This window comes from Paenibacillus sp. JNUCC32, assembly GCF_014863545.1.
Taxonomy (GTDB): Bacteria; Bacillota; Bacilli; order Paenibacillales; family Paenibacillaceae; genus Paenibacillus_AQ; species Paenibacillus_AQ lautus_A.
The window spans coordinates 5,172,987-5,198,689 of the sequence record NZ_CP062260.1 but is presented as its reverse complement, the minus strand read 5'-3'; the positions used below and the strand labels follow the sequence as shown (position 1 = coordinate 5,198,689).

Here is a 25,703-nt window from a genome sequence, read left to right as displayed (position 1 = left end):
CGGTCGAAGTATTTATTCGGTCTTCTCAAACGGCTCAATAAAATGATTAAAGGCGCTGGTGCGAAACAGGTCGCGCCGGAATACAAAATGGACTTTGGAGCTGCGGTAACGCTTGGGAATTTGGAAGGCCTGCAATTTCCCGGCATCCACCCAGTCCTGGACGGAAGAACGCGTTAACAGCGAGATACCCAGCCCGGCGGCCACACCGCCCATGATGGCTTCCAGCGTGCCAAACTCCATAATGTTCATGGGCCCCACATTCTCCTCATGGAGCCATTGCTCCAACCGTTTACGGTGGTAGCAGCCCTTGCCAAAGAACAGCAGCGGTTTGGTGAGCAAATCGCGAAGCGCAGCCTCCGTGGGTTCCGAGATGAGGACAAGCTCCTCGTCAAAGGCCCGGATTTCGTTAAAGTCCGGGTAATCCAGAGGTCCGCTGATAAACGCCCCGTCCAGTTCATATTCGTTCAGGGCTCGGATCAAGTCGACCCTGTGGCCTGTAATCAATGACAGTTTCACATTAGGGTACCGTCTATGATAATCCAGCATGATACCGGGAAGATGTACCGCCGCTGTGGTTTCCGATGAGCCGATCCGCAGCGGCCCCGACGGTTCTTCCGAAAATTGCGTCGATTTCACGGCCTCGTCAAGCAAACGCGTAATCTGATCGGCATACTTGAGCAGATTACAGCCGGCCGAGGTTAAGGCAACGCCGCGACTGAGCCGATAGAACAGGGGCGTGTTCAGCTCGGCTTCAAGCTGCCGGATTCTAGCGGTCACGTTCGATTGCACGTAACCCAGGCTTGCGGCAGCCTTGGTTATGTTTCCTTCACGGGCAACGGCCTGGAATATCTTCAGATCCCCACTCTCCACCTTAGCAGCCTCCTTATATCCATCATTCACAGTGATGGTTCGAATCTTATTTAATTATTTTACATGATACGAAGGTCGGAATAAACTGAGGATACACTTGGTTAAGGAGAGGGGAAATCATTGGCATGAGCAAACCGCGTATGCTGTTTCTGACGATATTTACGATGCTGGTCGCGGGACTAAATTTCCCGATCGGCAAAATTGCGCTGTCCTTCGGTTCCCCATTCGTGCTGCTGGCGATCCGGTTCGTGGGAGCGGGGCTTCTGATGCTGCCCTTCATTGTAAGACGGCCCCATCCCAGGAGCGGCGCTGCCTGGCTGAAGCTGGCCACGATCGGTCTGTTTCAATCGGCACTCGTGATGAGTGGCATCTACCTGAGCATGCAGACCATTTCCTCCGGCAGCTCCTCGGTTTTATCCTCCAGCAACCCGATCTGGTTCATCGTGTTCAGCTTCCTGATTTTCGGTATAAGGTACCGTCTTCTTCAGTGGGCGGGCGTAATCATTGGTTTTGTCGGCGTGTTCATTACGCAAGGCTTGGAGATGCAGATGGAGAGCGGATTCTGGTTTGCGTTGGGTTCGGGGATGGCTTGGGGCATGGCGACGCTGCTAAGTTCCCGTTGGGGCAAGGAGTTTGACGCTTGGGTCATGGCTGCCTATCAGATGTTGATCGGAGGCATCCTCCTGCTCATCGCAAGCCCGCTGCTGGAGCAGCCGCATTTTGTATGGGATTCATCTCAGATCTTGAAGGAGCTCTTTGTTCTGGGCTGGATGATTCTGATGAGCTCGATTGCCCAATTCGTCACTTGGTATTATGTGCTGCGCAACAGCGATCCCAATAAAGCCAACGTTTATCTATTCCTCATTCCCGTGTTTGGCGTATTATCCGGATGGCTTATACTGGGCGAGCAGCTGCACTGGTACACTTTGGCTGGCACAGTGTGCATTGGGCTTGGCATCTATCTGGTGAACCGGCCTGGACGAGTGGACGCAACAAAGGATCCATTCATGATCAAGGAGCGGTGCGGTACCGCATAAAGGCAAGAAATCTAATATATTCGAATTTAGCAGGTCGCGACGATGCCATTCGTGCGGCCTGCTTTTTGCCATGACAAGCAAAGGTTTTCTGGCCTGAGTAGGTATCACGATAAGTTATGACAAGGGGAAAATCGAAGAAAAATCTTGTCCCAGCAAAATAAGTAAATTTTATTAAAAATAAATCCATGTTATATTAAATTTACTAACGCCTTTGGAGAGGGGATAGGATTCATGAGTGGTTTAAAGGAAATTGCAAAGCTCGCGGAGGTCTCGGTGTCTACGGTGTCCAACGTGCTGAACGGGCGCAAGAACGTGGGGCGGGAGACGAGGGAGCGGGTGCTGAGGTTATGCTCGGAGCACGGCTATTTTCCGCATAAGTCAACCAAATCCGATAAAAGCAACACGATTATATTCGTCTTCAGCGACTTTGATCGCGATTATTATTTAAAAATCATCAAGGGGATCAGCCATTGCCTCACGGAGAATGGATACGACCTCATCATCTGCACGAATAAATCCAGCACCAATTTTATGCGCAGCAAGTTTGCAAGCGGTACCATAAGCCTCGACCGGAACATGACGGACGAATATTTAGTCTCGGTAGCCACGCCGCAGTTCCCCGTCGTTCTCATGGACCGGATTATCGATAACGAGTATGCCAATACCAAAAGCGTGATCGTGGACAATTACCCCGTGATGTGCGAAATGGTTCAGGCGCTGGTGGATAAACAGTTCAGAACCTTTGGATACATTGGCGGACTGGAGTTTACCCTGGATCATAAGGAACGCTTCGCCGGATTTATGGATACGCTTTCGAAGAATGGCATCGCGTTTGACAGGCGGAATTACTTCCATGGCGATTACAGCGAGGAAAGCGGATATCAGGCGGCCAAGATTCTGATCCTTAGCAACGCATTGCCGGAAGTGCTGGTCTGCGCTAACGACAATATGGCTCTGGGCGCAATCAAAGCTTTGGAGGAGAATGGCATACGGGTGCCGGAGGACATATCGATCACCGGCTTCGATAATTCGGACGCGGCGGCGATGGCCGGCTTGACGACCATTGCGATCCCGCGTTATGAAAGCGGTTATTTGGCGGCGAAGGAGCTGCTCGAGATGATTAAGGGCACGACGGGCAGGGAGCCCTTTAAACTGAATGCCACGATCCAGTGGAGAAAAACGGTGAGATAAACTTTATTTTTACATCTAGTAAAATAACATGGATTTTACTAGTTTTTTTACTTAGTATTTTTATGAAAACGCGTACATTTTTTATTGACATTCTAGGTAAACCGCCCTATGATGGGTTTGTAAACGTTTTACTTTATAGAGTCCTTGAGGGGGAGGCGTGTCACTTGAAAAAAGTAAAAAAGGTATTGAGCATACTTACGGCAACGGCTTTGGTTGCGACACTCGCGGCCTGCGGCGGTACATCTGACAAAGATTCTGGAGCAGCAGCCGGAGGAAATGGGGGAGATAAGCTGAAGAAGATAACCCTCTTCCAATCGAAAGTCGAAATTACGGAACCTCTTGAAGCCTTGGTTAAAACCTATAAAGAAGAAACCGGCAACGAGGTTGAGGTATGGGGTGCCGCGGGCGATGCTTATTCGCAGCAGCTGGTGGCGAAGCTCAGCAGCAACCAGGGCCCAACGATATTCAGCGTGGCTCCTGGACCCGAGTCCGAGAAGCTGAAGTCCTATTTTTCCGATTTGAGCGGCGAGGAGTACGTTAAGAACATTGCGCCCGACATGGAATTGAAGGTCGAAGATAAGACCGTCGGCGTTCCGTACGGCGTAGAAGGCTTCGGTCTCGTATATAACAAGGATCTGGTGGATCCGGCCAACATGAAGGACCTGGACTCCTTCACCAAGACGCTGGAGCAGCTGAAGGCTGACGGCAAGAACGGTTTGAGCCTGTCCCAGGAGGCTTACTTCCTGATCGGACACATCATCAACACGCCGTTTGCGCTTCAATCCGATCCGCTGGCCTTCATCGACCAGCTGAACAAGGGCGAAGTGAAGATGGCCGACACGAAGGAGTTCCAGGAATGGGCGAAATTCATGGATGCCATCAAGGCCAACACCAAGAATCCGCTGGAAGTGAAATACGATAGCCAGATGGGCGACTTTGCAACGGAAAAAACGGCTATGGTGCATCAGGGCAACTGGAGTTATTCCATGCTTGCGGACTTCGGCGATTTCGGCTCCAAAGTCGGCATGATGCCGTTCCCGCTCGCCGGCAACGATAAGATCGCCGTAGGCGTAGCCAGCTACTGGGTCGTCAACAATCAGGCGGACGCTGAGGAAGTCAAAGCCGCAAACGCTTTCCTGAACTGGCTCTTCACGAGCGAGACGGGCAAGAAGGCCATTGTGGACGATTTCAAATTCATCCCGGCTTTAACGAACATTGAAGCAGGCGATCTGGATCCGTTGTCTCAAGCGGTGCACGAAGCAACCACGAAGGGTGAGACGATCACTTGGGCGCTGAACTACTTCCCATCGGGTATCATCACCAACGATTTGGCTCCGGCTACGCAGGAGTACTTCATGAATCCGGGCATGACAGGCGAGCAGTTCCTGCAGAAACTCGATGAAGTATGGGCGAAAGCATCGAAGTAATCTAATTGAAGCCGAAAGGCAATCATCTGACATCACAATTCCATGAAAACGAAAGCCTAGCCTCAGACGTTCTGATGATGAGCGTTAGGCTTTTGTTTTTTCTAACACGACTTCAAGGTTTGATGCCGCCTTGCGGGAATCATCCGGAACGGAAAGAAGGTATGGATTATGAGCAAAAGAAAGGATAAAGCCTGGTTTGCCCTGTTTACGGTGCCGCTTCTGTTTATTTTCACGACCGTGGTCATCATCCCGTTCATTATCGGGATCGTGTACTCCTTCGTCAATTGGGACGGCATTCCGGCGAATCCGAAAGTATTCGTAGGGTTCGACAATTACGTTCAGCTGTTCCAGGACGACCGATTCCTGTCATCGGCTTGGCATACGGTTCAATTCACGCTGCTCGCGCTGGTATGCGTCAACGTACTGGGACTGGGCTTTGCGCTGCTGGTGACGACAAAGCTCCGCTCGAGAAATGCGGCGCGGACGATGTTTTTCATGCCGAACCTGATCGGCGGCCTGATTCTGGGTTACATCTGGCAGTTTATTTTTACGGATGCGTTCAGCTTCCTGGGCGAGAAGACCGGATTCGACAGCGTGTTCTTTAACTGGCTGCTGCATCCGCAGTTTGCGCTGTATGCGATCGTTGCGGTATTCACCTGGCAGCTGGCGGGTTATACGATGATCATCTACATCGCGGGCATCCAGGGGATTCCGGATGAGCTGATGGAAGCGGCGAAGGTCGATGGCGCCAACCTGTGGCAGAGACTGAAGAGCATCGTGTTCCCGCTGTTAATGCCTTCGTTCACGATCTGTCTGTTCCTGACGCTGTCCGGGGCATTCAAAATCTATGACGTGAACCTGTCGTTGACCAAGGGCGGTCCGAGCAATGCGACGGAGATGTTTGCGATGAATATTTTCAACGAAATTTTCGCTTACGGTAATTATGGATTAGGTCAGGCGAAAGCGATCATCTTCTTCCTGATTGTGGCCGGACTCACGCTGACGCAAGTCATCATCACGAAGAGAAGAGAGGTGCAGATGTAATGAAGAAATCAGGCAAATGGCTGCTCGATATCCTGCTGTTCCTCGCCTCGCTGGTCTTCTTGTCTCCTGTCTTCATCATGCTGATCAACTCCTTTAAGGATCGTGCCGAGCTGTATGAGAATGCGCTTGCGCTGCCTTCTTCCTTCAGCTTTGAGTATTATAAATCCGCGATGGAGAAGATGAATTTCTTCACGGCACTAGGTAACTCGCTGTATGTCACCGTCATCTCGGTGATCATCGTCATCGTGCTCGCCTCCATGACGGCATGGATGCTGGTACGGACGGACAATAAGCTGAGCAAGGTCATTTTCTTCACGTTTGTGGCGACCATGCTGATTCCGTTCCAGACGCTGATGATGCCGCTGATGCAGGTGATGGACTGGATTCGCACCAATCTGCACATTCCGATGCTCAACACCCATGAGGGCTTGATCTATATGAACGTCGGCTTTACGTCCAGTATGGCGGTCTTCCTGTACCACGGGTTCATCAAATCCGTGCCCGTCGCGCTGGAGGAGGCGGCTACGCTTGACGGCTGCTCCAAGCTGGGCGTGTTCTGGCGGATCGTGTTCCCGCTGCTGAAGAACATCAGCGTGACCATCGCGATCCTGAACGTCATCGCGCTGTGGAACGACTATCTGCTTCCATCGCTGACGCTGTCGGACAAGGGGCTGCGGACAATCCCGCTCTCGACCTTCTATTTCTTCGGAGAATTCACGATCGTGTGGAACCAGGCGATGGCCGGCCTGACGCTGACGATCATCCCGGTTGTCATTTTCTACGTTTTCGCGCAGAAATACATTATCAAAGGGATTGCCGCAGGTGCTGTGAAATGAGGCGGATCATTACGAGAGCCGACGACTATGCTTCCAGCCGTTCCGCCAATGCTGCGATTGCCAGGACCGTTGAGGCCGGATTCATCAAAAATGTGTCCATTATGGCGCCCGGTCCTTATCTTGCCGAGGCCGCGCAGCTGCTGGCGCATCGCAAGGACATCTGCTTCGGCTTCCATATGACGCTGAACGCCGAATGGGATAACGTACGCTGGGGACCTGTTGCCGCGAAGGAACAGGTTCCTTCGCTTGTCGATCGGGCCGGGTACTTCTATCAGGACCCGAGCTTGTTTCAACATCATCCGCCTTCGCTGCAGGAGATCCTTATGGAGTGCGAAGCGCAGCTGGATAAACTGACTGCGGCTGGCTTCAACATTTCTTACGCGGATTCCCATATGCTGCCTGAGCGCTTCATTCCCGGGCTGCAAGAGGAGCTGGACCGCTGGATGGAAGCGAAGGGGCTCATCAACCACCGATATTACTACAACTTTTTCCCTGGCGGCGTTCCGGACGGGGCCGAGTCGTTTGAAAGGCTGCTTGGCGGCCTGACGGACGAACAGTACTTCTTCCTGTCCCATCCGGCGCTGTATTCGGAGGAAATGGTGCAGTGCGGCAATGCTCAAGTGGATGGGGAGGAGCTGGCACGAGGGCGTGATCAGGAGGCCGCTTTCCTTGCTCGGGAGGACTTGAACGAGATTAGCGAACGTTGGGGCTTCCGTGCCGTGCGATATGATGAAGCGGCGCCGATATCTGGTGTATAATGGAAGGGTCATGATGAATTTATCTTGTTATACAGGGAGAGGCGGAATAGGATGAACACGAACACGGTTCGATTATTGCCAAGAAGTACCCCCGAAAACCAAGGAATCTCATCTCAGTCCATCAAACGTTTTATCGGCTCGATTCAGGAGAAGGAGCTTGAGCTGCACAGCTTCATGCTGGTTCGGCACGGGCATTCCGTCGCGGAGGGCTGGTGGAAGCCGTACGACGCGGACAAACCGCATATGCTGTTCTCGCTAAGCAAGAGCTTTACCTCTACCGCGATTGGACTCCTGGTCCAGGAGGGCCGGATTACGCTGGAGGATCGGGTGATCGGCTTTTTCCCGGAAAACAAACCGGAGGATCCGTCCCCGAATCTGTCCGCGATGACGATACGCGACTTGCTGATCATGGGCACGGGACATGCCCAGGAGCCTGCCATCCAGTCCGATATTTGGGTGGATGATTTCTTCAAGCAAGCAGTCGAGCATGAACCTGGAACCCACTTTGTATATAACAGCGCAGCGACGTACATGCTCTCGGCCATTCTGCAGAAGGTCACCGGCATTACGCTGCTGGATTATTTGCAGCCCCGTCTGTTCGAACCGCTCGGCATTCAGGGGGCTGCATGGGAAAGCTGCCCGCAGGGAATCAACACCGGCGGCTGGGGTCTTAAGCTGAAGACCGAGGACATCGCCAAGTTTGGCCAGCTCTATCTTCAGAAGGGAGAATGGGATGGCCGGCGCCTGATTCCGGAGGCTTGGATTGAAGAAGCGACCTCCAAGCAGATATCCAACGGACCTGCGGATTCCTCTTCGGACTGGACCGAAGGATACGGCTATCAATTCTGGATGTGCCGCCATGGAGCATACCGCGGCGACGGCGCGTTCGGACAATTCTGCATCGTGTTCCCGGAGCAGGATGCAGTCCTGGCGATTACCTCCGGCCTTGGAGATATGCAGGCCGTGCTGAATGAGGTATGGGAGCATGTGCTGCCGGCGATGGGAGCAGATCCGCTGCCGGCCGATGCGGACGCGGCCTCATCCCTTGCCGGAACGCTGCAAGCGCTTAAGCTGGATCCGCCAAGCGAGGAGGCTTTATCTCCGATTGAGAAGGACGTATCCGGGATCGTCTATGATCTCGAAGAGAACGAGGAGAAGCTGCATTCGTTCTCCGTCCGGTTTGAAGAGGATGAAGGGGTGATGGAGCTTACGGGGGAACATGGCGTCAACTCGATTGCCCTTGGCCGGAGCGAGTGGAAGTCGGGAACCACGAAGCTGATCATGATGACGGATCAAGCGTATGCTGCCTCCATGACCTGGAAGGATGACCGGACGCTGCAGCTGACCGTCAGGCTGACGGAGACGCCGTTCTTCTTAACGACGGAATGCACCTTCAGCGAAGAAGGCATTCATCTTGCCTACTGGATGAACCAATCCTTCGAGGGCAAGGTGGTCCGGGAGATGAAGGGCAAAGCCAGGGCATAATGCCGACAAAACAAGGTACAGTAAAAACCTCTCCATGATCATGGAGAGGTTTTTTTGGCATGCCGTATTCAGAACCGTTCCGACACCACCTTCGGCTGAGTGAATAAGAGCAGGTAGTCGCGGCCGCCGGCTTTGGAATCCGTTCCGGACATATTGAAGCCGCCGAACGGGTGGGTGCCCACCAAGGCGCCGGTGCATTTCCGGTTCAAATACAGGTTGCCGACATGGAAATCGCGCCGTGCCTGCTCCAGATGCGCGCGGTTGTTCGAGATCACCGCGCCGGTCAGCCCATAATCGGTATTATTGGCGAATTGAATCGCTTCGTCGAAGGAGGCTGCCTTCGTGAAGGCCACCACCGGGCCGAAGATTTCCTCCTGAGAGATACGGGCAGTGCTGTCCACATCCGCAAAAATCGTAGGCTGAATGAAATACCCCTCCGGATCGCCCGGAAATCCGCCAAGTACCAGCTTGCCTTCGCTTTTCCCGATTTCGATATAGTCGAGAATTTTACGGTACGCCTTATCGTCGATGACGGGTCCCACCTGAGCCTCGGCATGGGAGGGGCTTCCGATCACCAGCTTCTTGGAGCGCTCGATGACCTTCTGCAGCACGGTATCATAAACGTCCTTATGCACGATGGCTCTGGAGCAGGCGGAGCATTTCTGGCCGGAGAAGCCGAAGGCCGAAGCGGTAATCGCATCCGCAGCAAGGTCCAAATCGGCTTCGTTGTCCACGATGATGGCGTCTTTCCCGCCCATTTCGGCGATGACGCGCTTGATCCATCGCTGCCCCGGCTGCGTTTTGGCCGCACGCTCTTGAATTCGCAGTCCAACGTCGCGGGAACCCGTAAAGCTGACAAACCTGGTCAAAGGGTGATCCACCAAATAGTCGCCCACTTCCTGACCCGGACCAGGCAGGAAGTTAACGACACCCGGAGGCAGGCTGACTTCTTCCAGAAGCTGCACGAATTTGGCGGCTATGACCGGGGTGGTGCTCGCCGGTTTCAGCACAACGGTGTTGCCGGAGACGATGGCCGCCGTAGTCATACCGGCCATAATCGCGAGCGGGAAGTTCCAAGGCGGAATGACGATGCCGACGCCAAGCGGGATGTAATCGAGATGATTCTCTTCCTCCTCGTGGACCGTCAGCGGCTGGGGCGCGCTCAGGCGCTGCATTTCGCGGGCATAGAACTCCATGAAATCGATCGCTTCGGCCGTATCCGCGTCCGCTTCGGCACGCGTCTTGCCGGCTTCGAGGGTCATCAGCGCGGAGAACTCGAGCTTGCGCCGCCGCATGATTGCCGCGGCCTTGAACAGGTAGCGAGCCCGCTCGTTCGCCTCGGTGTGCTTCCACGTCTCAAAAGTACGCGCCGCCGTCTGAATGGCTTGCTCGGCAAGCTCGGTATCCGCTTGGGACACGACGCCGATGACTTGGCGCTTGCGCGACGGATTGACCGACTTAGCGGTACGCTCCGTATGGATTTTGGCACCGCCGATAACCAAGGGGTACGATTGGCCAAGCTCGGCTTCGACCCCGGATAACGCCGCATCGTATAACTTGTTGTTCCACTCGTTGTTGAAGTCCATAAATGGTTCGTTCCGAAAAGGTGCTCGCATGGGGAGGCCCCTCCTTAACATGATATGAATCGAAGCTTCAGGCCAATGGTCCATCTGCGGATCGTCATGGTGGCATGGTTAGGATCTCCTGGTGAAAACCTCTATTTAAATATGTATGTCTTCCTGCATGCCGTCATGATTTTTGCATATGAGTTAGATAGAGTGCATTTTGGTTTACCTTGCAAAGGGGGCGCGCGCATGGACGGAACCGAGCTGTACCGTAAAGTGATCCTGACGGTGTCCGGCAATAAACTCGTGAAATGGCTGTCGATCAAGTACGGCCGGAAATTGGCTGGCCGATTCATTGCCGGCGATACCTTGGATGAGGCGCTGGACGAAATCGAGAGGCTGAACGCGAAAGGCATTCTCGTTACGCTGGATCATTTGGGGGAGGGCATTACGACGCTGGATGAAGCGGCCGGGTACCGGGAGGAATATTTGAAGCTGGTGGAAGGGATTGCGAGGCGCGAAGTGCAATCGAACGTATCCTTGAAACCGACGCAAATGGGCATGGCCCTGAACCCCGAGAAGGCTTACGAAAACATCAGGTCGGTGGTAAGAAAGGCTAAAGAGCACCGCAACTTCGTTCGCCTGGACATGGAGGATTCGCCGTATACCCAGGCAACCATCGATATGACGCTCCGCCTTCATAAGGAGGGGCTGACCAATGTGGGGACCGTGATGCAGGCCTACTTGTTCCGTACGGAGGAGGACGTGAAGAATCTGTTAAGGGCCGGCGTTAATCTGCGGCTGGTAAAGGGCGCGTACAAAGAGCCGGGAACCATCGCCTTTCAGCAGAAGCGGGAGGTCATTGACAACTACAAGAAATTGGTCAAAATGCATTTCGACCAAGGAGCCTACGTCGCGATTGCCTCGCATGATGACAACATCATCGACTGGGTGAAGGTATTTGCCGAGCAGAGCCGCATAGACAAACAGGACTATGAATTTCAGATGCTGTATGGACTGCGGATGAACGATCAAGCAGCGCTTGCGCAGGACGGCTACCGTATCCGGTGTTATATGCCTTACGGAACGATGTGGTACCCGTATTTCACCCGGCGCCTGGCGGAGAAGCCCGCCAACCTGATGATGGTGCTCAAAAATATGTTCAAGTGAGCGGGATCCGATTGCAGAACCCCGTCAAAATGCCTGATGAAATAAGTGGCTTTTTGACGGGGTTCTTCATGGTTTCAAAAAACATCAGGCTGCTTAGAAGTGCCCAATCCAAAGGAAACGGGTACAGCAGCTCTCTGTAGCTGCTGCCCCTAGAAATGATAATACGCCTCCGAGCAATTCATAAGGAAGGAGCGCTCCAGCGGCAGTCCGCCTAACCGCTCTCGAGTGATGTGCCGATGCAGGTTGATCTCCAGATCGGCGAGGGCCGATACAGCAAGTTGCATCCGTGCGGGTCCCCACTGCTGCTGCTTTCGGGCATAGCGAATGGCCTCAGTCACGGACATGCCTCTCAGCCTTGAGAAGACGGATGCCCAGCGGACCAGGTCCGAAAATTCTCTCGTGCTTGGCAGGGCATATTCGACATATCCTGCCGCGTCTTTGCAGCTGACTTTGAACAAGCCGCAGTTCCAGCCATGATCGCTCCATGGGATAAAGCGTTCGGCCGAGCCCCGGTCGAAACGAAATATCTCCATATGGCCGATAGTCTCTTCACCTAATGCAGGCACTGCGGTTTCGATGACGGGTGTAAGCGCTGCCTCGATGAGTTTCGTCATGATATGATCTACGCTCCTTTATAAGAATGTTATATGCACGGCAAATAGGCCTGGTGAGCAGAGAAACCCCGCTCTCCAGGCCTATTTATGGTTAGAGCCCCAATTCCGGCGGCCGCTATGCCAAAGCTTGGATGGTATTCTCTCTCAACAACGCGCCTACGAGGTTAGCTGACGGATTCGGACTGAGAGCACCCTACCGCGGGGCCCTTCGATCCTAGGCGCAGCGGATTCACCCCATTCACCAATCGAAGACTGGTGACTTTGGTTCCCCCGTCTCCCGGTCTGTCGGGAGCTCGGCGTATCACGTGTTTCGGATAGATGGATGAATCATACGCCGGAGGAAACGAAAAGTAAATGACCGTATGGGACGAATAGATTCCGAAATGTGATGAAAACGGTAAAAGAAAACGCGTACAATCGGCCGTGTCATCTATTATCGTGGCAAAATCTCGGTATCTCGTTGGATTGCGATAAATAAGAGAAAACAAGAGAAATACATAGTATAGAGCAGTATTCGGAAGATAAAGACGAAATACTGCTTGGTTCCTGTTCGACATAACGCTAGATGTGTTTTTGCTCACATTTACATCCTGCAGGGCCGGACGTATGATACGAACTATGAATTGACGGTCATCAACGACCAAGGCATACGGGCAGCCGTTTCATGAAGGTCTAAAGGCAGTGTGAGAGTTGCCCCTAAGCCTTTATGGATCGATGGCGAAGGCACCATGGGCCTTGCTGAGATTTGAAGGTAGAGGCGACTCTCACCGCGTGGACCTCCTGTTGCTGTGCTGTTATGCCCAGTCTGGATGACAAGTCAATGGCTAATAGAATAACATGCTACTCGTTTTTAATTTTCGCTGAGTCCTTGAATGGAAAAGGAACGGGGGAACCAGTCGGGAGATGAACCTGATCTCTCTGGGGTGAATCCTGTAGACAAGATAACGGTCTATGGGTAGGGCGACTCTCACGCCCGAATCCGTCAGCTAACCTCGTAAGCGTATCGAGAGAGGCAACGATTGTCGTGGACTTGGGCCACGGTGTATTTCACCGTGTCCTGTAAGAAGCCTGCGGGAAGAGTTCTTCTCTTTCCGCAGGCTTCTTTGTTGTTGCCTTCTCTTTCTGACCTTAGGAGGAGAAACGAAGATGGAGAAACCACAGGAATTCATCCTGGTATCCGCGCCGAACAAGGCAGGGGAGGAATTCGTCCGCCAGCTGATTCACAAACGTGTTCCGTTTGCGGCCATAGCCAACAACCGGGCTGAGCAGCAGAGGCTGCGAGAACTGGGCTGCAAACCCATCATTTTGATTGATACAAGAGACGAGCAGACCTGGATCATTCCCGAGTTTCCCGTCAGCAAGGTGTTTCTGTTCGAAAGCAGCTTGAATCTGTGCTGCCGCTACTTGCGGATCTGCCGGACATGGACCTCGGAGTCGATTTACGTGATCACCCATTCCGGCAATCCGCGCTTGATATACAAAGGGCTGGGTGCCGATGTGGTGCTTCATACGAATCATCATCAGGTGTCCTTTCTGATGGCATCCGTTATGAGCTAAGCGTTTGGACTGACGCCACAAGAGTTAGGGGAGGTTACATTCATGCAGGATTTAGTTATGGTGCTCATTTTGGGAGGAACCTACGGACTGCTCATGCTGTTTATGTCCTGGTGCGGGCGCGTGGTTTCGGAACCGGAGGCTGATCAGCCGTGATGATCATGTTGATATTCACGATTTTTATTTTTCTCTATTTGATTTATGCGCTGATTCACCCTGAAAAATTCTAGGGAAACGGCTGAAGGAGGAAGGCATCGTCATGGGCATTTTACAAATTGCCATCGTTATACTCGTTCTAGTGCTGCTGGTCAAGCCGCTGGGAACTTATCTATATCAGGTGTTTCGTTATGAAAGCAATGGAACGGACAGATGGTTCTCCTGGGCGGAGAAACCGATCTTTGCTCTGATCGGCTTGAAAGAACGCAAGGGGATGACATGGAAAGGATATGCCGTCAGCTTTGTGTTAACGAATATCGTGCTGGTTGCGGCGGGCTACTTGATTCTGCGGCTGCAGAAGGTGCTGCCGCTGAACCCGAACGGCATCGGCCATATGGAACCGACCTTGTCGTTCAATACGATGATCAGCTTCATGACCAATACGAATCTTCAGCATTACAGCGGGGAGTCGGGATTGTCTTATCTGGCCCAGATGGCCGTCATTACGATGATGATGTTTACGTCCGCGGCGACCGGGCTGTGCGTGGCGATTGCTTTTATCCGGGCGGTGACCAGCAAGGGCACGACCGTCGGCAACTTTTTTGAGGACTTCGTTAAGGCGCATACCCGGGTATTCATTCCGGCTGCTTTCATCATTGCGATGGTGCTGGTGGCGCTGCAGGTGCCGCAGACCCTGAAGCCTACGCTCAGCGTCACGACGCTGGAAGGAAGCGAGCAGCAAATAGCGGTGGGTCCGGTGGCTGCGCTCGAATCGATCAAGCATCTGGGCACCAATGGGGGCGGTTTTATGGGGGCCAACTCGGCGCATCCGTTCGAGAACCCGTCCCCGCTGACCAATGTGATCGAGATTCTGTCCATGTGGAGTCTCGGGGCGGCGCTTCCTTACACATTTGGTTTGTTCGCGAAGAGCCGTAAGCAGGGCTGGATCATATTCTCGGTAATGATGACCTTGTTTATCGGCTTCCTGTCCTTGAACTATGCCGCGGAAACCAACGGCAACCCGGCATTAAACCAGCTGGGCATCGACGCCTCGCAAGGCAGCATGGAGGGCAAGGAGGTCCGGTTCGGGATCGCCCAATCCTCCCTGTTTACGACGGTGACAACCGCGGCCACGACCGGGTCGGTCAACAACATGCATGATACGCTCACGCCGCTCGGCGGGATTTCGCCGTTGTCCCTGATGATGCTGAATTCCGTTTTTGGCGGAAAAGGCGTCGGGCTGATGAACATGCTCATGTACGCGATCCTGGCGGTGTTCCTGGCCGGTCTTATGGTTGGCCGTACCCCCGAATTTCTCGGCAGAAAAATCGAGGCCCGGGAGATGAAGCTGATCGCGATTGTCATTCTGGTACACCCATTGATCATCCTTGCTCCGACGGCGCTCGCGCTCATGACGGATGCGGGACAGGCGGGCATTGCCCATTCGGGCTTTCACGGCATCTCGCAGGTGCTTTACGAATACACGTCATCCGCTGCCAATAACGGCTCCGGGTTTGAGGGCCTTGCGGATAACACGCCGTTCTGGAACATCAGCACCGGACTGGTCATGCTGATCGGGCGCTATATTTCGATGATTGCCCTGCTGGCGGTGGGCGGCTCTCTGATGCGGAAGCAGTGGGTTCCCGAGACGCTCGGAACGTTCCGGACAGATAATAAGCTTTTTGCCGGCATTCTCATCGCGGTGGTCCTGATCATCGGTGCCTTGACCTTCCTGCCTGTGCTGGTGCTGGGACCGATTGCCGAGCATCTGACGATTCGTTAAATAGAAAAGGTGGCCTATTACCATGAATAATACGAGAAAAAAAGCGATGTCCCAAGAGATGGTCCGTCAGGCGCTGAAGGACAGCTTCACGAAGCTGAATCCCGTCCTGATGATGAGAAATCCGGTCATGTTTGTCGTGGAGGCCGGGACTCTGGTTGTGCTGCTTATGACGATATTTCCGTCCTATTTCGGTACCGAGGGCAGTATCGGATTTAACCTGACCGTGTTCGTCATCCTGCTGTTCACGCTGCTGTTCGCAAACTTCGCAGAGGCGCTTGCCGAAGGGCGCGGCAAGGCGCAGGCCGATTCCCTTAAGCAGTCGAAGCAGGAAATGACGGCTCGCAAAGTGATGGAGAACGGCGGGGTACAATCCGTGTCGTCCACGGCTCTGCGCAAAGGAGATATCGTGATGGTCGCGCAGGGCGAGATGATTCCCGGGGACGGGGAAGTGATTGCGGGCCTTGCATCCGTTGACGAATCGGCGATTACCGGGGAATCCGCCCCCGTCATTAAAGAAGCCGGCGGCGATTTCAGCTCGGTCACGGGGGGGACCCGGGTTGTCAGCGATACGATCCGCATCCGGATTACAAGCGATCCGGGGGAATCGTTTATCGACCGGATGATCTCGCTGGTCGAAGGGGCCTCCCGGCAGAAGACGCCAAACGAAATTGCGCTGAATACGCTGTTGATCGTCTTAACGCTGATCTTCCTGATCGTGGTTGTGACGCTGGCACCGATCGCGAAGTATCTTGGCATCGAGTTGACCGTTCCGGTGCAGATCTCGCTGCTGGTATGTCTGATCCCGACCACGATCGGGGGGTTGCTGTCAGCGATCGGGATTGCCGGCATGGACCGGGTAACGCAGTTCAACGTGCTGGCGATGTCCGGCAAAGCGGTTGAGGCCGCCGGTGACATCAACACGATGATTCTGGATAAGACGGGTACCATTACGTTTGGTAACCGGATGGCCAGCCGGTTGATTCCCGTCGGCGGCGAGTCGCTGGCATCGGTGTCCCAGTGGGCCGCGGTGAGCTCGCTGCAGGATGAGACGCCGGAAGGACGGTCGGTGTTGGAGCTGCTGAGGAAGGAAGGTTTCGCAGTGGATGAGGGCATGGCGGATGGGGCGGAATTCATCGGATTTAAGGCGGAGACCCGGATGAGCGGCATGAACCTGAGGGATGGCCGGAAAGTCCGGAAGGGCGCTGTGGATGCCGTCAAGGCGTGGGTGCAGTCGCAAGGAGGCGCCATCCCTTCGGATTTGTCGCCAAATAGCGACGCCATCGCCACAGAGGGGGGAACCCCGCTTGCGGTCGCCGTGGATAACCGCATCTTTGGTTTGATCTACCTAAAGGATACCGTGAAGCCGGGCATGAAGGAACGGTTTGACCAGCTGCGCCGGATGGGCATCAAGACGATTATGTGCACGGGCGACAACCCGCTTACCGCGGCGACGATTGCCCGTGAAGCGGGCGTCGATGATTTCATCGCGGAGAGCAAGCCCGAGGATAAGATTGCCGTCATCCGCCGAGAACAAGCCGAAGGCAAGCTGGTGGCGATGACCGGGGACGGGACGAACGATGCCCCGGCGCTGGCCCAGGCCGATGTCGGGCTGGCGATGAACAGCGGTACCACCGCAGCCAAGGAAGCGGCCAATATGGTGGATCTGGATTCGGATCCGTCGAAGATTATCGAGGTGGTTGCCATCGGCAAGCAGCTGCTGATGACGCGCGGCGCGCTGACCACCTTCAGCGTCGCGAACGACGTCGCCAAATATTTTGCCATCATTCCGGCGATGTTCGCAGCTGCTATTCCTAGCATGAACGTTCTGAACGTCATGGGACTGGGTTCTCCCATGTCGGCGATTCTGTCGGCGCTGATCTTTAATGCCATTATCATTCCGCTGCTGATTCCGCTTGCGATGAAGGGTGTGGCCTATAAGCCGATGAGCTCGTCGAAGCTGCTGCAGCGCAATGTGCTGGTCTACGGATTAGGCGGCGTGATCGTGCCGTTCATCGGGATTAAGCTGATCGATATGATCGTGCATCTCTGGATTTAGGCCGGAAACAGCAGCCGTCCTATCGAGATATCCCGGAGGCTGCTATTTGAGGAAAATATGAAAGAAGGGATCGAGGAACCATGAATAAGCCATTGCAGAAATCATCGCCGGCCCCTCTCGCTGGGGTGGGCGCGGCCCGTGTCTCGCTGGGCATGGCCCTGAGAACAAGTCTTGTATTTATCGTGTTATGCGGAATTCTTTATCCGCTGGTCACGACGGGAGCGGCGCACCTGCTCATGCCGAAGCAAGCCGGCGGCAGTTTGGTCACGGATCGGGGCGGAAAGGTGGTCGGATCGGAATTGATCGGCCAGGACTTTACGGAGCCGCAATATTTTCACGGCAGGGTGTCCAGCATTGAATACAACGGGGCCGGCTCAGGCAGCAATAACTATGCCCCTTCCAACCCGGATTTGATTGAACGAACGAAGGCATCAATTGAAGCGTGGACGGAGAACAACCCGGACGTTCCGGTGAGCGAGGTGCCGATCGATCTGGTAACGAATTCCGGCTCCGGGTTGGATCCTCACCTATCGCCGCAGGCCGCGTATATTCAGATTCCGCGGATCAGCAAGCAAACCGGAATTGCGGAAGCAGAGCTTGATCAGCTGGTAAAGGAGCATACGGAGGGACGGGATTTGGGCGTATTCGGTGAACCGCGCGTGAATGTGTTGAAGCTGAATCTGGGGCTCCAAAAGCTTCTTAACCTTGACTGATCATGGATCCCTTTCGGAGAAAATCGCCGGAGGAGCTCTTAAGGTCGATTTCCAAGCTCCATCAGGGACGGCTCAAGGTATATATCGGGGCTGTGAGCGGATCGGGAAAAACCTATCATATGCTTCGAGAAGGGCAGACCTTGAGGCTACAAGGCATCGATGTCGTCATATGCGCGGTATCCACGATGCAGCGGCCGGAAACGGTGGAGCAGGTCCGTGATCTGGAACGGGTGCCCAGCATTCATTGGATGGAGGACGGCGTAGAGAAGAAGGATCTTGATCTTGATCTGCTGGTGCAGCGCAACCCTGAGGTAGTGCTTGTCGATGGGCTTGCCCATCGCAACCGGAAGGGAGCGCGGCATGCTGCGCGGCTGGATGATATCCGATTCCTGTTAAGCCGCGGAATCAGCGTCATCACAACGGTCAACGTGTATGAGCTTGAGGATGTGCAGGACATTGCCTCCAAGCTGACGGGCATTAAAGCCAGCCATACGGTACCGGCCGATACGCTGGAGAGCGCCGACGAAGTGGTGCTTATTGACGTAACGCCCGAAACGATGCTGGAACGGGCACAAGGCGGCCTGCTTGGAGACGGCAGCCTATGGAAGCAGGGCAATCTGGCGGTGCTCCGGGAGTTGACGCTCCGCCTCGTTGCCGAAGGCGTGAGCCATTCCCTGGAGCGGTACCGCAAAGAACAGGGACTCGTCGGCCCATCGGGAGCCGATGAGCGAATACTGGTGTCCACCCAATACCATTGGAACGGTTCCATCTATATGCGGCGCGGGCAGCAGATCGCGAAGCGTTTAAACGGCGAACTGTTGGCTGTTACGTTTGTGAAGCCGGAAGTAGAGCTTACGAAAGAACAGGCCGCCTTTAAGCGCTCCATGGCGAAGCTCGCGGTGCGGATCGGCGCCAAGCTGGAGGAGCTGCCCCTCCGTTCCCGGAGGGAGCTCGCTGACATGCTGGTTCAGTATGCGCTGGAGCACCACGTTACACGCATTGTGCTTGGCCATTCGAAGCAGACGCGCATGCAAGAGCTTTGGCAGGGTTCGATTATTCAGGATCTGCTCAAGAAAACGCGCGGGATTGATATTTTTATGGTGGCGGATCGGGCGGAACATGACGGGGAGCGGATCATTCCGGCCCGGCTTCATCCGCTGCGGCTTCCTTCCGAATCGTTTCACCGCTTGAACGAACAGGAGCTGGATCAGAAGATTGAGCAGGTCAAGCGGGGACGGTTCAAGGTATATATCGGCGCCGCCCCGGGCGTAGGGAAGACCTATGCGATGCTGCGGGAAGGCAACGATCTGCTGAAGAAGGGATTGACGGTTCTCGTCGGTCTGCTGGAGACGCACGGCCGGAAGGATACGCTGTCCCAGGTGGACAATCTGGAGGCCCTTCCGCGAAAAAGGGTGGACTACAGGGGATCGCGCCTTGAGGAGATGGATACCGATGAGATCCTTCGCCGGAGGCCGGACGTGGTCCTCGTGGATGAGCTGGCGCATACGAATGTGCCCGGAAGCAAGCGCAAGAAACGGTATGAAGATGTGCAGGATATTCTGTCGGCCGGCATCTCCGTCATTACGACCGTAAACGTACAGCATCTGGAGAGCTTGAATGATGCCGTCGAGCAGATTACAGGCGTCCGTGTCCGCGAGACGATACCGGATCATATTCTGCAATCGGCCGATGAGGTTCAACTGGTCGACGTGACGCCGGAGTCGCTGCGGCAGCGGATGAAGGATGGGAACATCTATGCGAAGGAGAAAATTCATCAGGCGCTCAGCCATTTTTTCAAGACGGGAAACCTGATCGCCCTAAGAGAGCTTGCCTTAAGGGAGATTGCGGATGATGTGGACGAAAGGCTGGAGTCATGGCAGCGCAGCGGCTCGCTTCGGGGGCCGTGGCGGCGCGAGGAAATTATCTATGTCGTGGTCGGCAGGGAGCCGCAAGCGGAGCGGCTCATTCGCCGCGGCTTCCGGATCGCCCATCGGCTGAAGGCAGCCTGGTATGTGGCATTCCCTCTGGAGCGTCATGACAGCCTGTCTCATGACGACGAGCAGCGCTTGACGGCGCTTCAGACGTTAACGGAGCGTCTTGGGGGCACCTTCACGATGCTGCCGCTGCCGGTAAAAAGGGGACCGGCGTGCGCCTGTTCTGGCCGATTGGTCGCCGCAGCAGACGAGGTCAAGGCGACCCAATTCATTATCGGCCAGCCGCAGATGGCCGGATGGAAGCTGTTCGCTCGGCGAAAATGGATCAGGAGGCTGCTGCGATCCTCAAGGCATATGGACGTGCTCGTGGTTGCTGATTACGATCCGCGCGTATGACGGCTGAAGCGCCGGGAACTGAATGTTTTGAGGGGACCGGTGACGCAGGAGACTTGGGAATGCTGAAAGTGCAGGAAAAGCAGTAAACGCAGGAATCGCAGAAAACGCGGATAACGCAACATTCCGGAGAACAAAAACACCGGACGTACATTCCGGAGAAAAAGAACGCAAAGACCGCAGAACGCTCGGAAACGGAAGAATGCAAGCCATACGCGCAGGCTGGCTTACTAGCGCGTAAGCGAACGGACAACGTCAAGAAGCCCGCTGACCTGTCATTACAGATCCGCGGGCTCTTTTTCATGCTGCCAACATGCCTAAAGGCTGACGTACAAGCTTGTCTTATGATTCGCCCGACAGCGTGCGGTCGCCGGTCAGATATTTCTCGGTCAAGACGGAGAGCAGGCGAATGCCGACTTCATTCTCTCCGCCTTCGGGAATGATCAGGTCGGCGTATTTCTTGGAGGGTTCGATGAACGCCTCATGCATCGGCTTGACGGTTGTCAGGTATTGATTATGGATCGACTGGATGGTTCGGCCGCGGTCCTCAATATCGCGTACGACCCGGCGAAGCAGGCGCACATCGGGATCGGTATCCACAAACACCTTAATGTGAAGCAGCTTGCGCAGATTCTCATCGGACAGCACATGCAGGCCTTCGATGATGACGATGTTGTTCGGCTTCAGCTCGATGGTCTGATCCGTGAAGCGGGCATGGGCGGTAAAATCATATACCGGCGCGAAAGCGGGTTGTCCGCTTTTTAAAATGCCGAGATGCTCGACGAGCAGCTCGTTGTCAAAAGCGAACGGATGATCATAGTTAATCGCTTCGCGTTCCTCGAAGCTGAGCTCTTTATGATCCTTGTAATAGTTATCCTGCGAAATAAACGTGACTTTATCTGAACCAAGACGGTCAATGACAGAGCGGGCAACCGTTGTTTTGCCCGATCCGGTGCCGCCGGCGATACCAATTATGAGCATGGCGAATCCATAACCCTCCCTAGAGTTTGCAATTTTATTATTGTAGCACAGCATGCGCTTCTTTTCACTATGGGAGCATAGAACAAAAGATGGGATTTCCGTATGTTCTTTATTCTTACCACGGAATAGCGAACCGAATCTGTATGACTTATCATAGAGGATATTATGACTACAATTGAAAATGTTTCGGAGGGATGATCATGCGTTATACCGCTATTTACCCATGCAAGCCCGCCATATACCTTCAACAGGGAGAGAATCGGGGAAGCGTCGATTGGAGCCGCTATGAAGCTGTGGCCCTGAGCGACACCGTGACCGGGCTTGCCGCGAAGGAAGCGACGGAGGTGCGCGCCTGCTGGAGCGCCGAATGCTTCTACGTGCAGTTTGTTTGCCAGGATTCACATATCGTCTCGGAGTATCGGCATCGGGATGACCCGCTGTATGAGCAGGATGTCGTGGAGCTGTTTATGGATGAAGCAGGGGAAGGTTTGGAATATATCGAGCTTGAGGTGAGCCCGAACAATGTTGTATTTGATGCGCGGATCCGTAACGATGGGCAAAAGTCGATCACGGACAGCGATGTCGAGTGGGACCTTACCGGCCTTCTGACCACGGTAGAAGACGACGGTAAGGGAAATTTGGTTTACGAGATTCGCATTCCGGCACAGAACTTTCAGAATCCGCCGGAAGCGGGACGATGCTGGAACGTGAATTTTTACCGCATTGACGAGGACGACCAAGGAAACCGGGAATACCAGGCATGGAGCCCCACCGGAGAGGTCAATTACCATATCCCCTCGCGTTTCGGAAGGCTGGAGTTTGTGGATGCCACATAGCCTGCACGCCCGGAATCGATTGAACGATGCCGGGCGTGCAGCATTGAAAATAGCTTTTTTGGTTTGGTGATGCCTTACGGGTCCCGTTTAAGCTTACTTAAACCGGTAAGCACGCGGTTCATTGAACCAGAAGCTGCCGTCCTGGGAGAAGTCCCGGTATGGGCTTGGGGACACCTCGTCCACCAGCTTCAAATCTTCTTCGGTCAGCTGCACGTTCAGTGCATTCAGATTGTCCGCAAGCTGCTGCTCGCTGCGGATGCCGACGACGGGAATGATGCTGCGCTGCAGCAGCCATGCCAGCGCGAACTGCCCCAGTGTGATCCCTTTGTCCTCTGCACGCCGGGCGAGCCATTCAACCTTGTCCAGTTTGGCACGGTTGCCGGGAGCATCCAAATCCATGCGCTCGCCCCGCGAATTGACCGGCAGCGGCTGCCCGGCACGGTATTTGCCGGACAGCCAGCCGCCGTCCAGCGGGGAGTAGGCCAGCGTAGCCAGGCCGTGGCGCTGTGAAGCCGGCAGGATTTCCTGCTCGATATATCGGTTGAAGATGCTGTATGAAGGCTGATTGGTAACGAAGCGCTCGAGGTTCATTTTCTCGCTGGTCCACAGGGATTCGACGATACGCCAAGCCTCGAAGTTCGAGCAGCCGATATATCTCACCTTTCCTTGGGCAACCAGATCATCGAGCGCGCGCAGCGTCTCGTCCAGCGGGGTATGAGGATCCGGTCTATGCACTTGGTAGAGGTCGATGTAATCCGTATTCAACCGTTTCAGGCTGGCCTCGACCTGTCTCATGATGCGGTAACGGCTGGCGCCTTCTCCGTTCGGTCCTTCGGCGGTCCGTACCTTGAATTTGGTCGCGACGATCACCCGGTCTCTTCGTCCTTGAAGGGCTTTGCCTATAATTTCTTCGCTCGTACCCTTGCCATAGGTATCTGCCGTATCGATAAAATTAATCCCCGAATCCAGCACCTTGTCGATAATGCCGAGCGAGGTCTTCTCGTCCAAATCCCAATCTCCGTAAGTCATGGTTCCCAGACAGAAGCGGGATACTTCAAGTCCGGTTCTTCCCAAGTAGACGTATTCCATCGTTTAGCCTCCCCATCTCCAAGTTATCTTCGTGATCGAAATCTGCTTCCATTATCGGCCTTTTATGTATGGATGACAAGCGCAGCAGCCGGAAGCGAAAATACCCGGGGTTTTTTCATAAAAGAACAAAAACGGACATCTCAACAGGGATTTTGTCCCTTTTTTTGCATGCCGCTGGACATGTTGTTTTCATTGGGGCGGGTTCTATATACTTTTTAGTAAAGGGAAAGCCTGCCGCTTGGAATGAGCGGACATGCTCTAAAACGGAGGGGATGTTTATATGAATGCTGTCATCGATGGTCTGATGACCGAGCTGGAGCAGCTGCTGGAGGAGAAGGTGGCCGAAGATCTTCGGGATCTGCTGGGCGAGTATAAACAATTGGAGGGAGCGGCCTCGGATCGATTGAAGCAATTTGAAGAGGAGTTCGGGATCGCTTTGCCGGAGGATTTCCGTTCGTTCTACAGCAAGAAGGACGGCAGCGGGTACGCATTTCACGTGCTCTATCCCGGTAACGAGGGAGATGGCGAATACACCCCGTTCTATCTGATGAGCCTGGATGAGATGAGGGAAATCAAATCATATTTCTGCGAGCGGGACGAACGGCTCGATGCGTACTACGGTCCAGAGGAGGTACAGCGGCTGGATCCGGAAATTAAACCGTACCTGTTCCACAAGGCATGGTATCCGTTTGCCACGATGGCGGGCGGCTCATTGTATCTGATGCTGGATTTCGATCCGGCTGAGCCGGGAACGTCCGGGCAGATCATCATGTACGTGCATGATCCTGATTTTGTTTACTATATCGCGCCTTCCTTCACGGAGCTGCTTCAGGCGTCCAACCGCAATCTGCGCACCGACATTGAAGAAGTGGACTACTAATTGAAGCAGAAGACATAGAACCACTCCTAATGCCCATAACTTTGCCTAAAGGCGGTGTGTTAGGAGTCGGATGAAGAACCAGCGAGGGGAGGTGACAGCATGAACAACAGACGGGTCCTCTGGGGAGTCATCCTGTTGGTGGCGGCCGTGTTGTTGACACCCGGCTATTTTATTGCGCGCACGTATGGGCTTTTTCAGCATGAGGTCGTCTTGACCAAATACCAGCTCGCCGTTGATGTGGATGGTGAACAAGTGGATGCTTGGCCGCTGCTGGCTGGCTTCGCCGCAACCGATAAGAAGGGGGAGCTGCGCCCGCTCTATTACAGACTGGAAGGGTCGGACCTCAACATGCTGTATCAATTGGCATATGGGCAGTTCGAGGTGGAGGCTTCGGAGGACAATCCGTTCTTGGCGGGGAGGGTCCAGTATGACCATCTTGAGAAGGACTATATCGAGACCCGGAAAGAGTATGTGAACGCAAAGGAATATCGGCAGGACATCATCTTTTATAATGACCGTAAAGAGCCCATATTTACATACGACCCGGCAGCCAAAGCGGACGGGGATATGGTGAAGGAGATTATCACCGCAGGCATGGCGCGCTCCAACGGCCAAGGAGGGTCGGGCGTGGTGGAGGATAAGTATCTGAATGTTACCCGATTGTTCGAGGAGAAGCTGGGCGTCAGCATGCGGGTTCGGGTGGATAAAGAGCGCAGGCTGGCCACGATCCATATGGAGCAGCTTAAATAGAATTTTTTCAAAACGAGGTGCCGTACAATGCAGCATACAAAATTGACCCAAGAGGTGGATCTCACCATCTCGCACCATCAGATTCAAATCCGCTCGCGGGATTTTGACGAGGAGCTTTGCCAGTGGGGAGAAATCAATATCAAGCAGGGCGCGGTCATTCATCCCGGTTATCTGACCTTTGATCCGATTCCTGACGATGCTTTCGGCGCTTGGGTGAAGCTGGCCCTGACAGAGGCGTTCACGGAAGACCCGAACGCGCAGCGCCGAATGGTCGTGCCGTTTGACGTTTTGGATCCTGGCAAGCTGGAGCTGCTATCCGTCATGTCGGACGCCGTCATCGAGCTTCCGCTGCAAGAAGGGCGGTATGCCTTGTATTTTGAGATTTGCGAGGATGAAGAGGTGTATTACCGTCTGACTTTCGTGCGTGAAGGAGAGTATGTCCAAGCCCGATTTTTGATGGACGATGAATGGGGCGGCAGGGCTGGAGAAGCCTTGGCGGAGGGGTATTGTTGACCAATTCATTGCAGAAAACGGGGTACTGAAAGCCGCGTCAGGCAATTCTCCCTATTATTGATATAAGA

At 54.2% G+C, this 25,703-nt stretch carries 23 protein-coding genes and 2 riboswitches; of the genes, 18 read left to right on the top strand and 5 right to left on the bottom strand.

Annotated elements, in window-relative coordinates:
* Positions 1-12: 12 nt before the first annotated feature.
* Positions 13-870, bottom strand: coding sequence for a LysR family transcriptional regulator (locus JNUCC32_RS23030; protein WP_192569959.1), 858 nt, complete (start codon positions 868-870; stop codon positions 13-15).
* A 125-nt stretch (positions 871-995) separates the two neighbouring features.
* On the opposite strand from JNUCC32_RS23030, the gene JNUCC32_RS23025 reads away from it, so the two are divergent.
* From JNUCC32_RS23025 to JNUCC32_RS22995, 7 genes are all read left to right on the top strand, one after another.
* Positions 996-1,907, top strand: a complete 912-nt coding sequence (locus JNUCC32_RS23025; RefSeq protein WP_192569958.1) for a DMT family transporter — start codon at positions 996-998, stop codon at positions 1,905-1,907.
* A gap of 231 nt (positions 1,908-2,138) precedes the next feature.
* The gene (locus JNUCC32_RS23020) at positions 2,139-3,098 is read left to right on the top strand and encodes a LacI family DNA-binding transcriptional regulator (RefSeq protein WP_012818640.1); all 960 of its coding nucleotides are present in this window, start codon (positions 2,139-2,141) and stop codon (positions 3,096-3,098) included.
* A gap of 164 nt (positions 3,099-3,262) precedes the next feature.
* Entirely contained in the window at positions 3,263-4,525 is a 1,263-nt protein-coding gene (locus JNUCC32_RS23015; RefSeq protein ID WP_192569957.1) for an ABC transporter substrate-binding protein, read from the top strand.
* Between the two features lie 168 nt (positions 4,526-4,693).
* Positions 4,694-5,569, top strand: a complete 876-nt coding sequence (locus JNUCC32_RS23010; protein ID WP_012818642.1) for a carbohydrate ABC transporter permease — start codon at positions 4,694-4,696, stop codon at positions 5,567-5,569.
* A complete protein-coding gene (locus JNUCC32_RS23005; protein WP_009595886.1) occupies positions 5,569-6,405 on the top strand; it encodes a carbohydrate ABC transporter permease in 837 nt (278 codons plus the stop codon). Before JNUCC32_RS23010 ends, JNUCC32_RS23005 begins: the two co-directional genes overlap by 1 nt.
* Positions 6,402-7,163, top strand: coding sequence for a polysaccharide deacetylase family protein (locus JNUCC32_RS23000; protein WP_192569956.1), 762 nt, complete (start codon positions 6,402-6,404; stop codon positions 7,161-7,163). The genes JNUCC32_RS23005 and JNUCC32_RS23000 overlap by 4 nt, the downstream gene beginning before the upstream one ends.
* Positions 7,164-7,214: 51 nt before the next feature.
* Entirely contained in the window at positions 7,215-8,648 is a 1,434-nt protein-coding gene (locus JNUCC32_RS22995; RefSeq protein WP_192569955.1) for a serine hydrolase domain-containing protein, read from the top strand.
* Between the two features lie 68 nt (positions 8,649-8,716).
* Here JNUCC32_RS22995 and pruA read toward each other — a convergent pair whose 3' ends face one another.
* Entirely contained in the window at positions 8,717-10,264 is a 1,548-nt protein-coding gene (pruA, locus tag JNUCC32_RS22990; RefSeq protein ID WP_192569954.1) for an L-glutamate gamma-semialdehyde dehydrogenase, read from the bottom strand.
* A 198-nt stretch (positions 10,265-10,462) separates the two neighbouring features.
* On the opposite strand from pruA, the gene JNUCC32_RS22985 reads away from it, so the two are divergent.
* Positions 10,463-11,383 carry a proline dehydrogenase family protein gene (locus tag JNUCC32_RS22985; RefSeq protein WP_192569953.1) on the top strand — a complete coding sequence of 307 codons (921 nt, stop codon included), beginning with the start codon at positions 10,463-10,465 and terminating at the stop codon, positions 11,381-11,383.
* Positions 11,384-11,532: 149 nt separating this feature from the next.
* On the opposite strand, the gene JNUCC32_RS22980 is transcribed toward JNUCC32_RS22985, so the two are convergent.
* Positions 11,533-11,997, bottom strand: coding sequence for a hypothetical protein (locus JNUCC32_RS22980; protein ID WP_192569952.1), 465 nt, complete (start codon positions 11,995-11,997; stop codon positions 11,533-11,535).
* A gap of 136 nt (positions 11,998-12,133) precedes the next feature.
* Positions 12,134-12,306: riboswitch (cyclic di-AMP (ydaO/yuaA leader) on the bottom strand.
* A gap of 539 nt (positions 12,307-12,845) precedes the next feature.
* A riboswitch (cyclic di-AMP (ydaO/yuaA leader) is annotated at positions 12,846-13,014 on the top strand.
* Positions 13,015-13,143: 129 nt separating this feature from the next.
* Between JNUCC32_RS22980 and JNUCC32_RS22975 the strand changes: the two genes are divergently transcribed.
* The 6 genes from JNUCC32_RS22975 to JNUCC32_RS22950 all read left to right on the top strand — a co-directional run bounded on the left by JNUCC32_RS22975 (position 13,144) and on the right by JNUCC32_RS22950 (position 20,589).
* Positions 13,144-13,554 carry a hypothetical protein gene (locus JNUCC32_RS22975; RefSeq protein ID WP_090910188.1) on the top strand — a complete coding sequence of 137 codons (411 nt, stop codon included), beginning with the start codon at positions 13,144-13,146 and terminating at the stop codon, positions 13,552-13,554.
* A 152-nt stretch (positions 13,555-13,706) separates the two neighbouring features.
* Complete coding sequence (locus tag JNUCC32_RS31860; RefSeq protein ID WP_009595876.1) at positions 13,707-13,781, top strand: potassium-transporting ATPase subunit F; 75 nt, start codon at positions 13,707-13,709, stop codon at positions 13,779-13,781.
* A 29-nt stretch (positions 13,782-13,810) separates the two neighbouring features.
* Positions 13,811-15,490: a potassium-transporting ATPase subunit KdpA gene (gene kdpA / locus JNUCC32_RS22965; RefSeq protein WP_192569951.1), complete on the top strand. Its 1,680-nt coding sequence runs from the start codon at positions 13,811-13,813 to the stop codon at positions 15,488-15,490.
* Positions 15,491-15,512: 22 nt separating this feature from the next.
* Complete coding sequence (gene kdpB / locus JNUCC32_RS22960; protein ID WP_192569950.1) at positions 15,513-17,546, top strand: potassium-transporting ATPase subunit KdpB; 2,034 nt, start codon at positions 15,513-15,515, stop codon at positions 17,544-17,546.
* A gap of 80 nt (positions 17,547-17,626) precedes the next feature.
* A complete protein-coding gene (gene kdpC / locus JNUCC32_RS22955) occupies positions 17,627-18,259 on the top strand; it encodes a potassium-transporting ATPase subunit KdpC (protein ID WP_192569949.1) in 633 nt (210 codons plus the stop codon).
* 2 nt (positions 18,260-18,261) lie between these two features.
* On the top strand, positions 18,262-20,589 hold the full coding sequence (locus JNUCC32_RS22950) for a histidine kinase (RefSeq protein ID WP_192569948.1): 2,328 nt from the start codon (positions 18,262-18,264) through the stop codon (positions 20,587-20,589).
* Positions 20,590-20,928: 339 nt separating this feature from the next.
* On the opposite strand, the gene udk is transcribed toward JNUCC32_RS22950, so the two are convergent.
* Positions 20,929-21,567 (bottom strand): uridine kinase, encoded by a 639-nt coding sequence (gene udk, locus JNUCC32_RS22945; protein WP_012818654.1) that lies wholly within the window; start codon positions 21,565-21,567, stop codon positions 20,929-20,931.
* A gap of 200 nt (positions 21,568-21,767) precedes the next feature.
* On the opposite strand from udk, the gene JNUCC32_RS22940 reads away from it, so the two are divergent.
* Positions 21,768-22,403 carry a carbohydrate-binding family 9-like protein gene (locus tag JNUCC32_RS22940; RefSeq protein ID WP_192569947.1) on the top strand — a complete coding sequence of 212 codons (636 nt, stop codon included), beginning with the start codon at positions 21,768-21,770 and terminating at the stop codon, positions 22,401-22,403.
* A 93-nt stretch (positions 22,404-22,496) separates the two neighbouring features.
* Here the strand turns inward: JNUCC32_RS22940 and JNUCC32_RS22935 are convergent, their stop codons facing one another.
* Positions 22,497-23,492 carry an aldo/keto reductase gene (locus tag JNUCC32_RS22935; RefSeq protein ID WP_096774781.1) on the bottom strand — a complete coding sequence of 332 codons (996 nt, stop codon included), beginning with the start codon at positions 23,490-23,492 and terminating at the stop codon, positions 22,497-22,499.
* Positions 23,493-23,772: 280 nt separating this feature from the next.
* Here JNUCC32_RS22935 and JNUCC32_RS22930 point away from each other — a divergent pair, with 280 nt between their 5' ends.
* From JNUCC32_RS22930 to comJ, 3 genes are all read left to right on the top strand, one after another.
* Complete coding sequence (locus tag JNUCC32_RS22930; protein ID WP_192569946.1) at positions 23,773-24,372, top strand: SMI1/KNR4 family protein; 600 nt, start codon at positions 23,773-23,775, stop codon at positions 24,370-24,372.
* Positions 24,373-24,471: 99 nt separating this feature from the next.
* Positions 24,472-25,122, top strand: a complete 651-nt coding sequence (locus JNUCC32_RS22925; protein WP_192569945.1) for a hypothetical protein — start codon at positions 24,472-24,474, stop codon at positions 25,120-25,122.
* 27 nt (positions 25,123-25,149) lie between these two features.
* Positions 25,150-25,635, top strand: a complete 486-nt coding sequence (gene comJ / locus JNUCC32_RS22920; RefSeq protein ID WP_096774778.1) for a competence protein ComJ — start codon at positions 25,150-25,152, stop codon at positions 25,633-25,635.
* The last annotated feature ends 68 nt before the right edge of the window (positions 25,636-25,703 follow it).

Coding starts and splice junctions, on each gene's coding strand:
- JNUCC32_RS23025 (WP_192569958.1), top strand. CDS start 996: ATGAGCAAACCGCGTATGCTGTTTCTGACGATATTTACGATGCTGGTC.
- JNUCC32_RS23020 (WP_012818640.1), top strand. CDS start 2,139: ATGAGTGGTTTAAAGGAAATTGCAAAGCTCGCGGAGGTCTCGGTGTCT.
- JNUCC32_RS23010 (WP_012818642.1), top strand. CDS start 4,694: ATGAGCAAAAGAAAGGATAAAGCCTGGTTTGCCCTGTTTACGGTGCCG.
- JNUCC32_RS23005 (WP_009595886.1), top strand. CDS start 5,569: ATGAAGAAATCAGGCAAATGGCTGCTCGATATCCTGCTGTTCCTCGCC.
- JNUCC32_RS23000 (WP_192569956.1), top strand. CDS start 6,402: ATGAGGCGGATCATTACGAGAGCCGACGACTATGCTTCCAGCCGTTCC.
- JNUCC32_RS22995 (WP_192569955.1), top strand. CDS start 7,215: ATGAACACGAACACGGTTCGATTATTGCCAAGAAGTACCCCCGAAAAC.
- pruA (WP_192569954.1), bottom strand. CDS start 10,264: ATGCGAGCACCTTTTCGGAACGAACCATTTATGGACTTCAACAACGAG.
- JNUCC32_RS22985 (WP_192569953.1), top strand. CDS start 10,463: ATGGACGGAACCGAGCTGTACCGTAAAGTGATCCTGACGGTGTCCGGC.
- JNUCC32_RS22980 (WP_192569952.1), bottom strand. CDS start 11,997: ATGACGAAACTCATCGAGGCAGCGCTTACACCCGTCATCGAAACCGCA.
- JNUCC32_RS22975 (WP_090910188.1), top strand. CDS start 13,144: ATGGAGAAACCACAGGAATTCATCCTGGTATCCGCGCCGAACAAGGCA.
- kdpA (WP_192569951.1), top strand. CDS start 13,811: ATGGGCATTTTACAAATTGCCATCGTTATACTCGTTCTAGTGCTGCTG.
- kdpB (WP_192569950.1), top strand. CDS start 15,513: ATGAATAATACGAGAAAAAAAGCGATGTCCCAAGAGATGGTCCGTCAG.
- kdpC (WP_192569949.1), top strand. CDS start 17,627: ATGAATAAGCCATTGCAGAAATCATCGCCGGCCCCTCTCGCTGGGGTG.
- JNUCC32_RS22950 (WP_192569948.1), top strand. CDS start 18,262: ATGGATCCCTTTCGGAGAAAATCGCCGGAGGAGCTCTTAAGGTCGATT.
- udk (WP_012818654.1), bottom strand. CDS start 21,567: ATGCTCATAATTGGTATCGCCGGCGGCACCGGATCGGGCAAAACAACG.
- JNUCC32_RS22940 (WP_192569947.1), top strand. CDS start 21,768: ATGCGTTATACCGCTATTTACCCATGCAAGCCCGCCATATACCTTCAA.
- JNUCC32_RS22935 (WP_096774781.1), bottom strand. CDS start 23,492: ATGGAATACGTCTACTTGGGAAGAACCGGACTTGAAGTATCCCGCTTC.
- JNUCC32_RS22930 (WP_192569946.1), top strand. CDS start 23,773: ATGAATGCTGTCATCGATGGTCTGATGACCGAGCTGGAGCAGCTGCTG.
- JNUCC32_RS22925 (WP_192569945.1), top strand. CDS start 24,472: ATGAACAACAGACGGGTCCTCTGGGGAGTCATCCTGTTGGTGGCGGCC.
- comJ (WP_096774778.1), top strand. CDS start 25,150: ATGCAGCATACAAAATTGACCCAAGAGGTGGATCTCACCATCTCGCAC.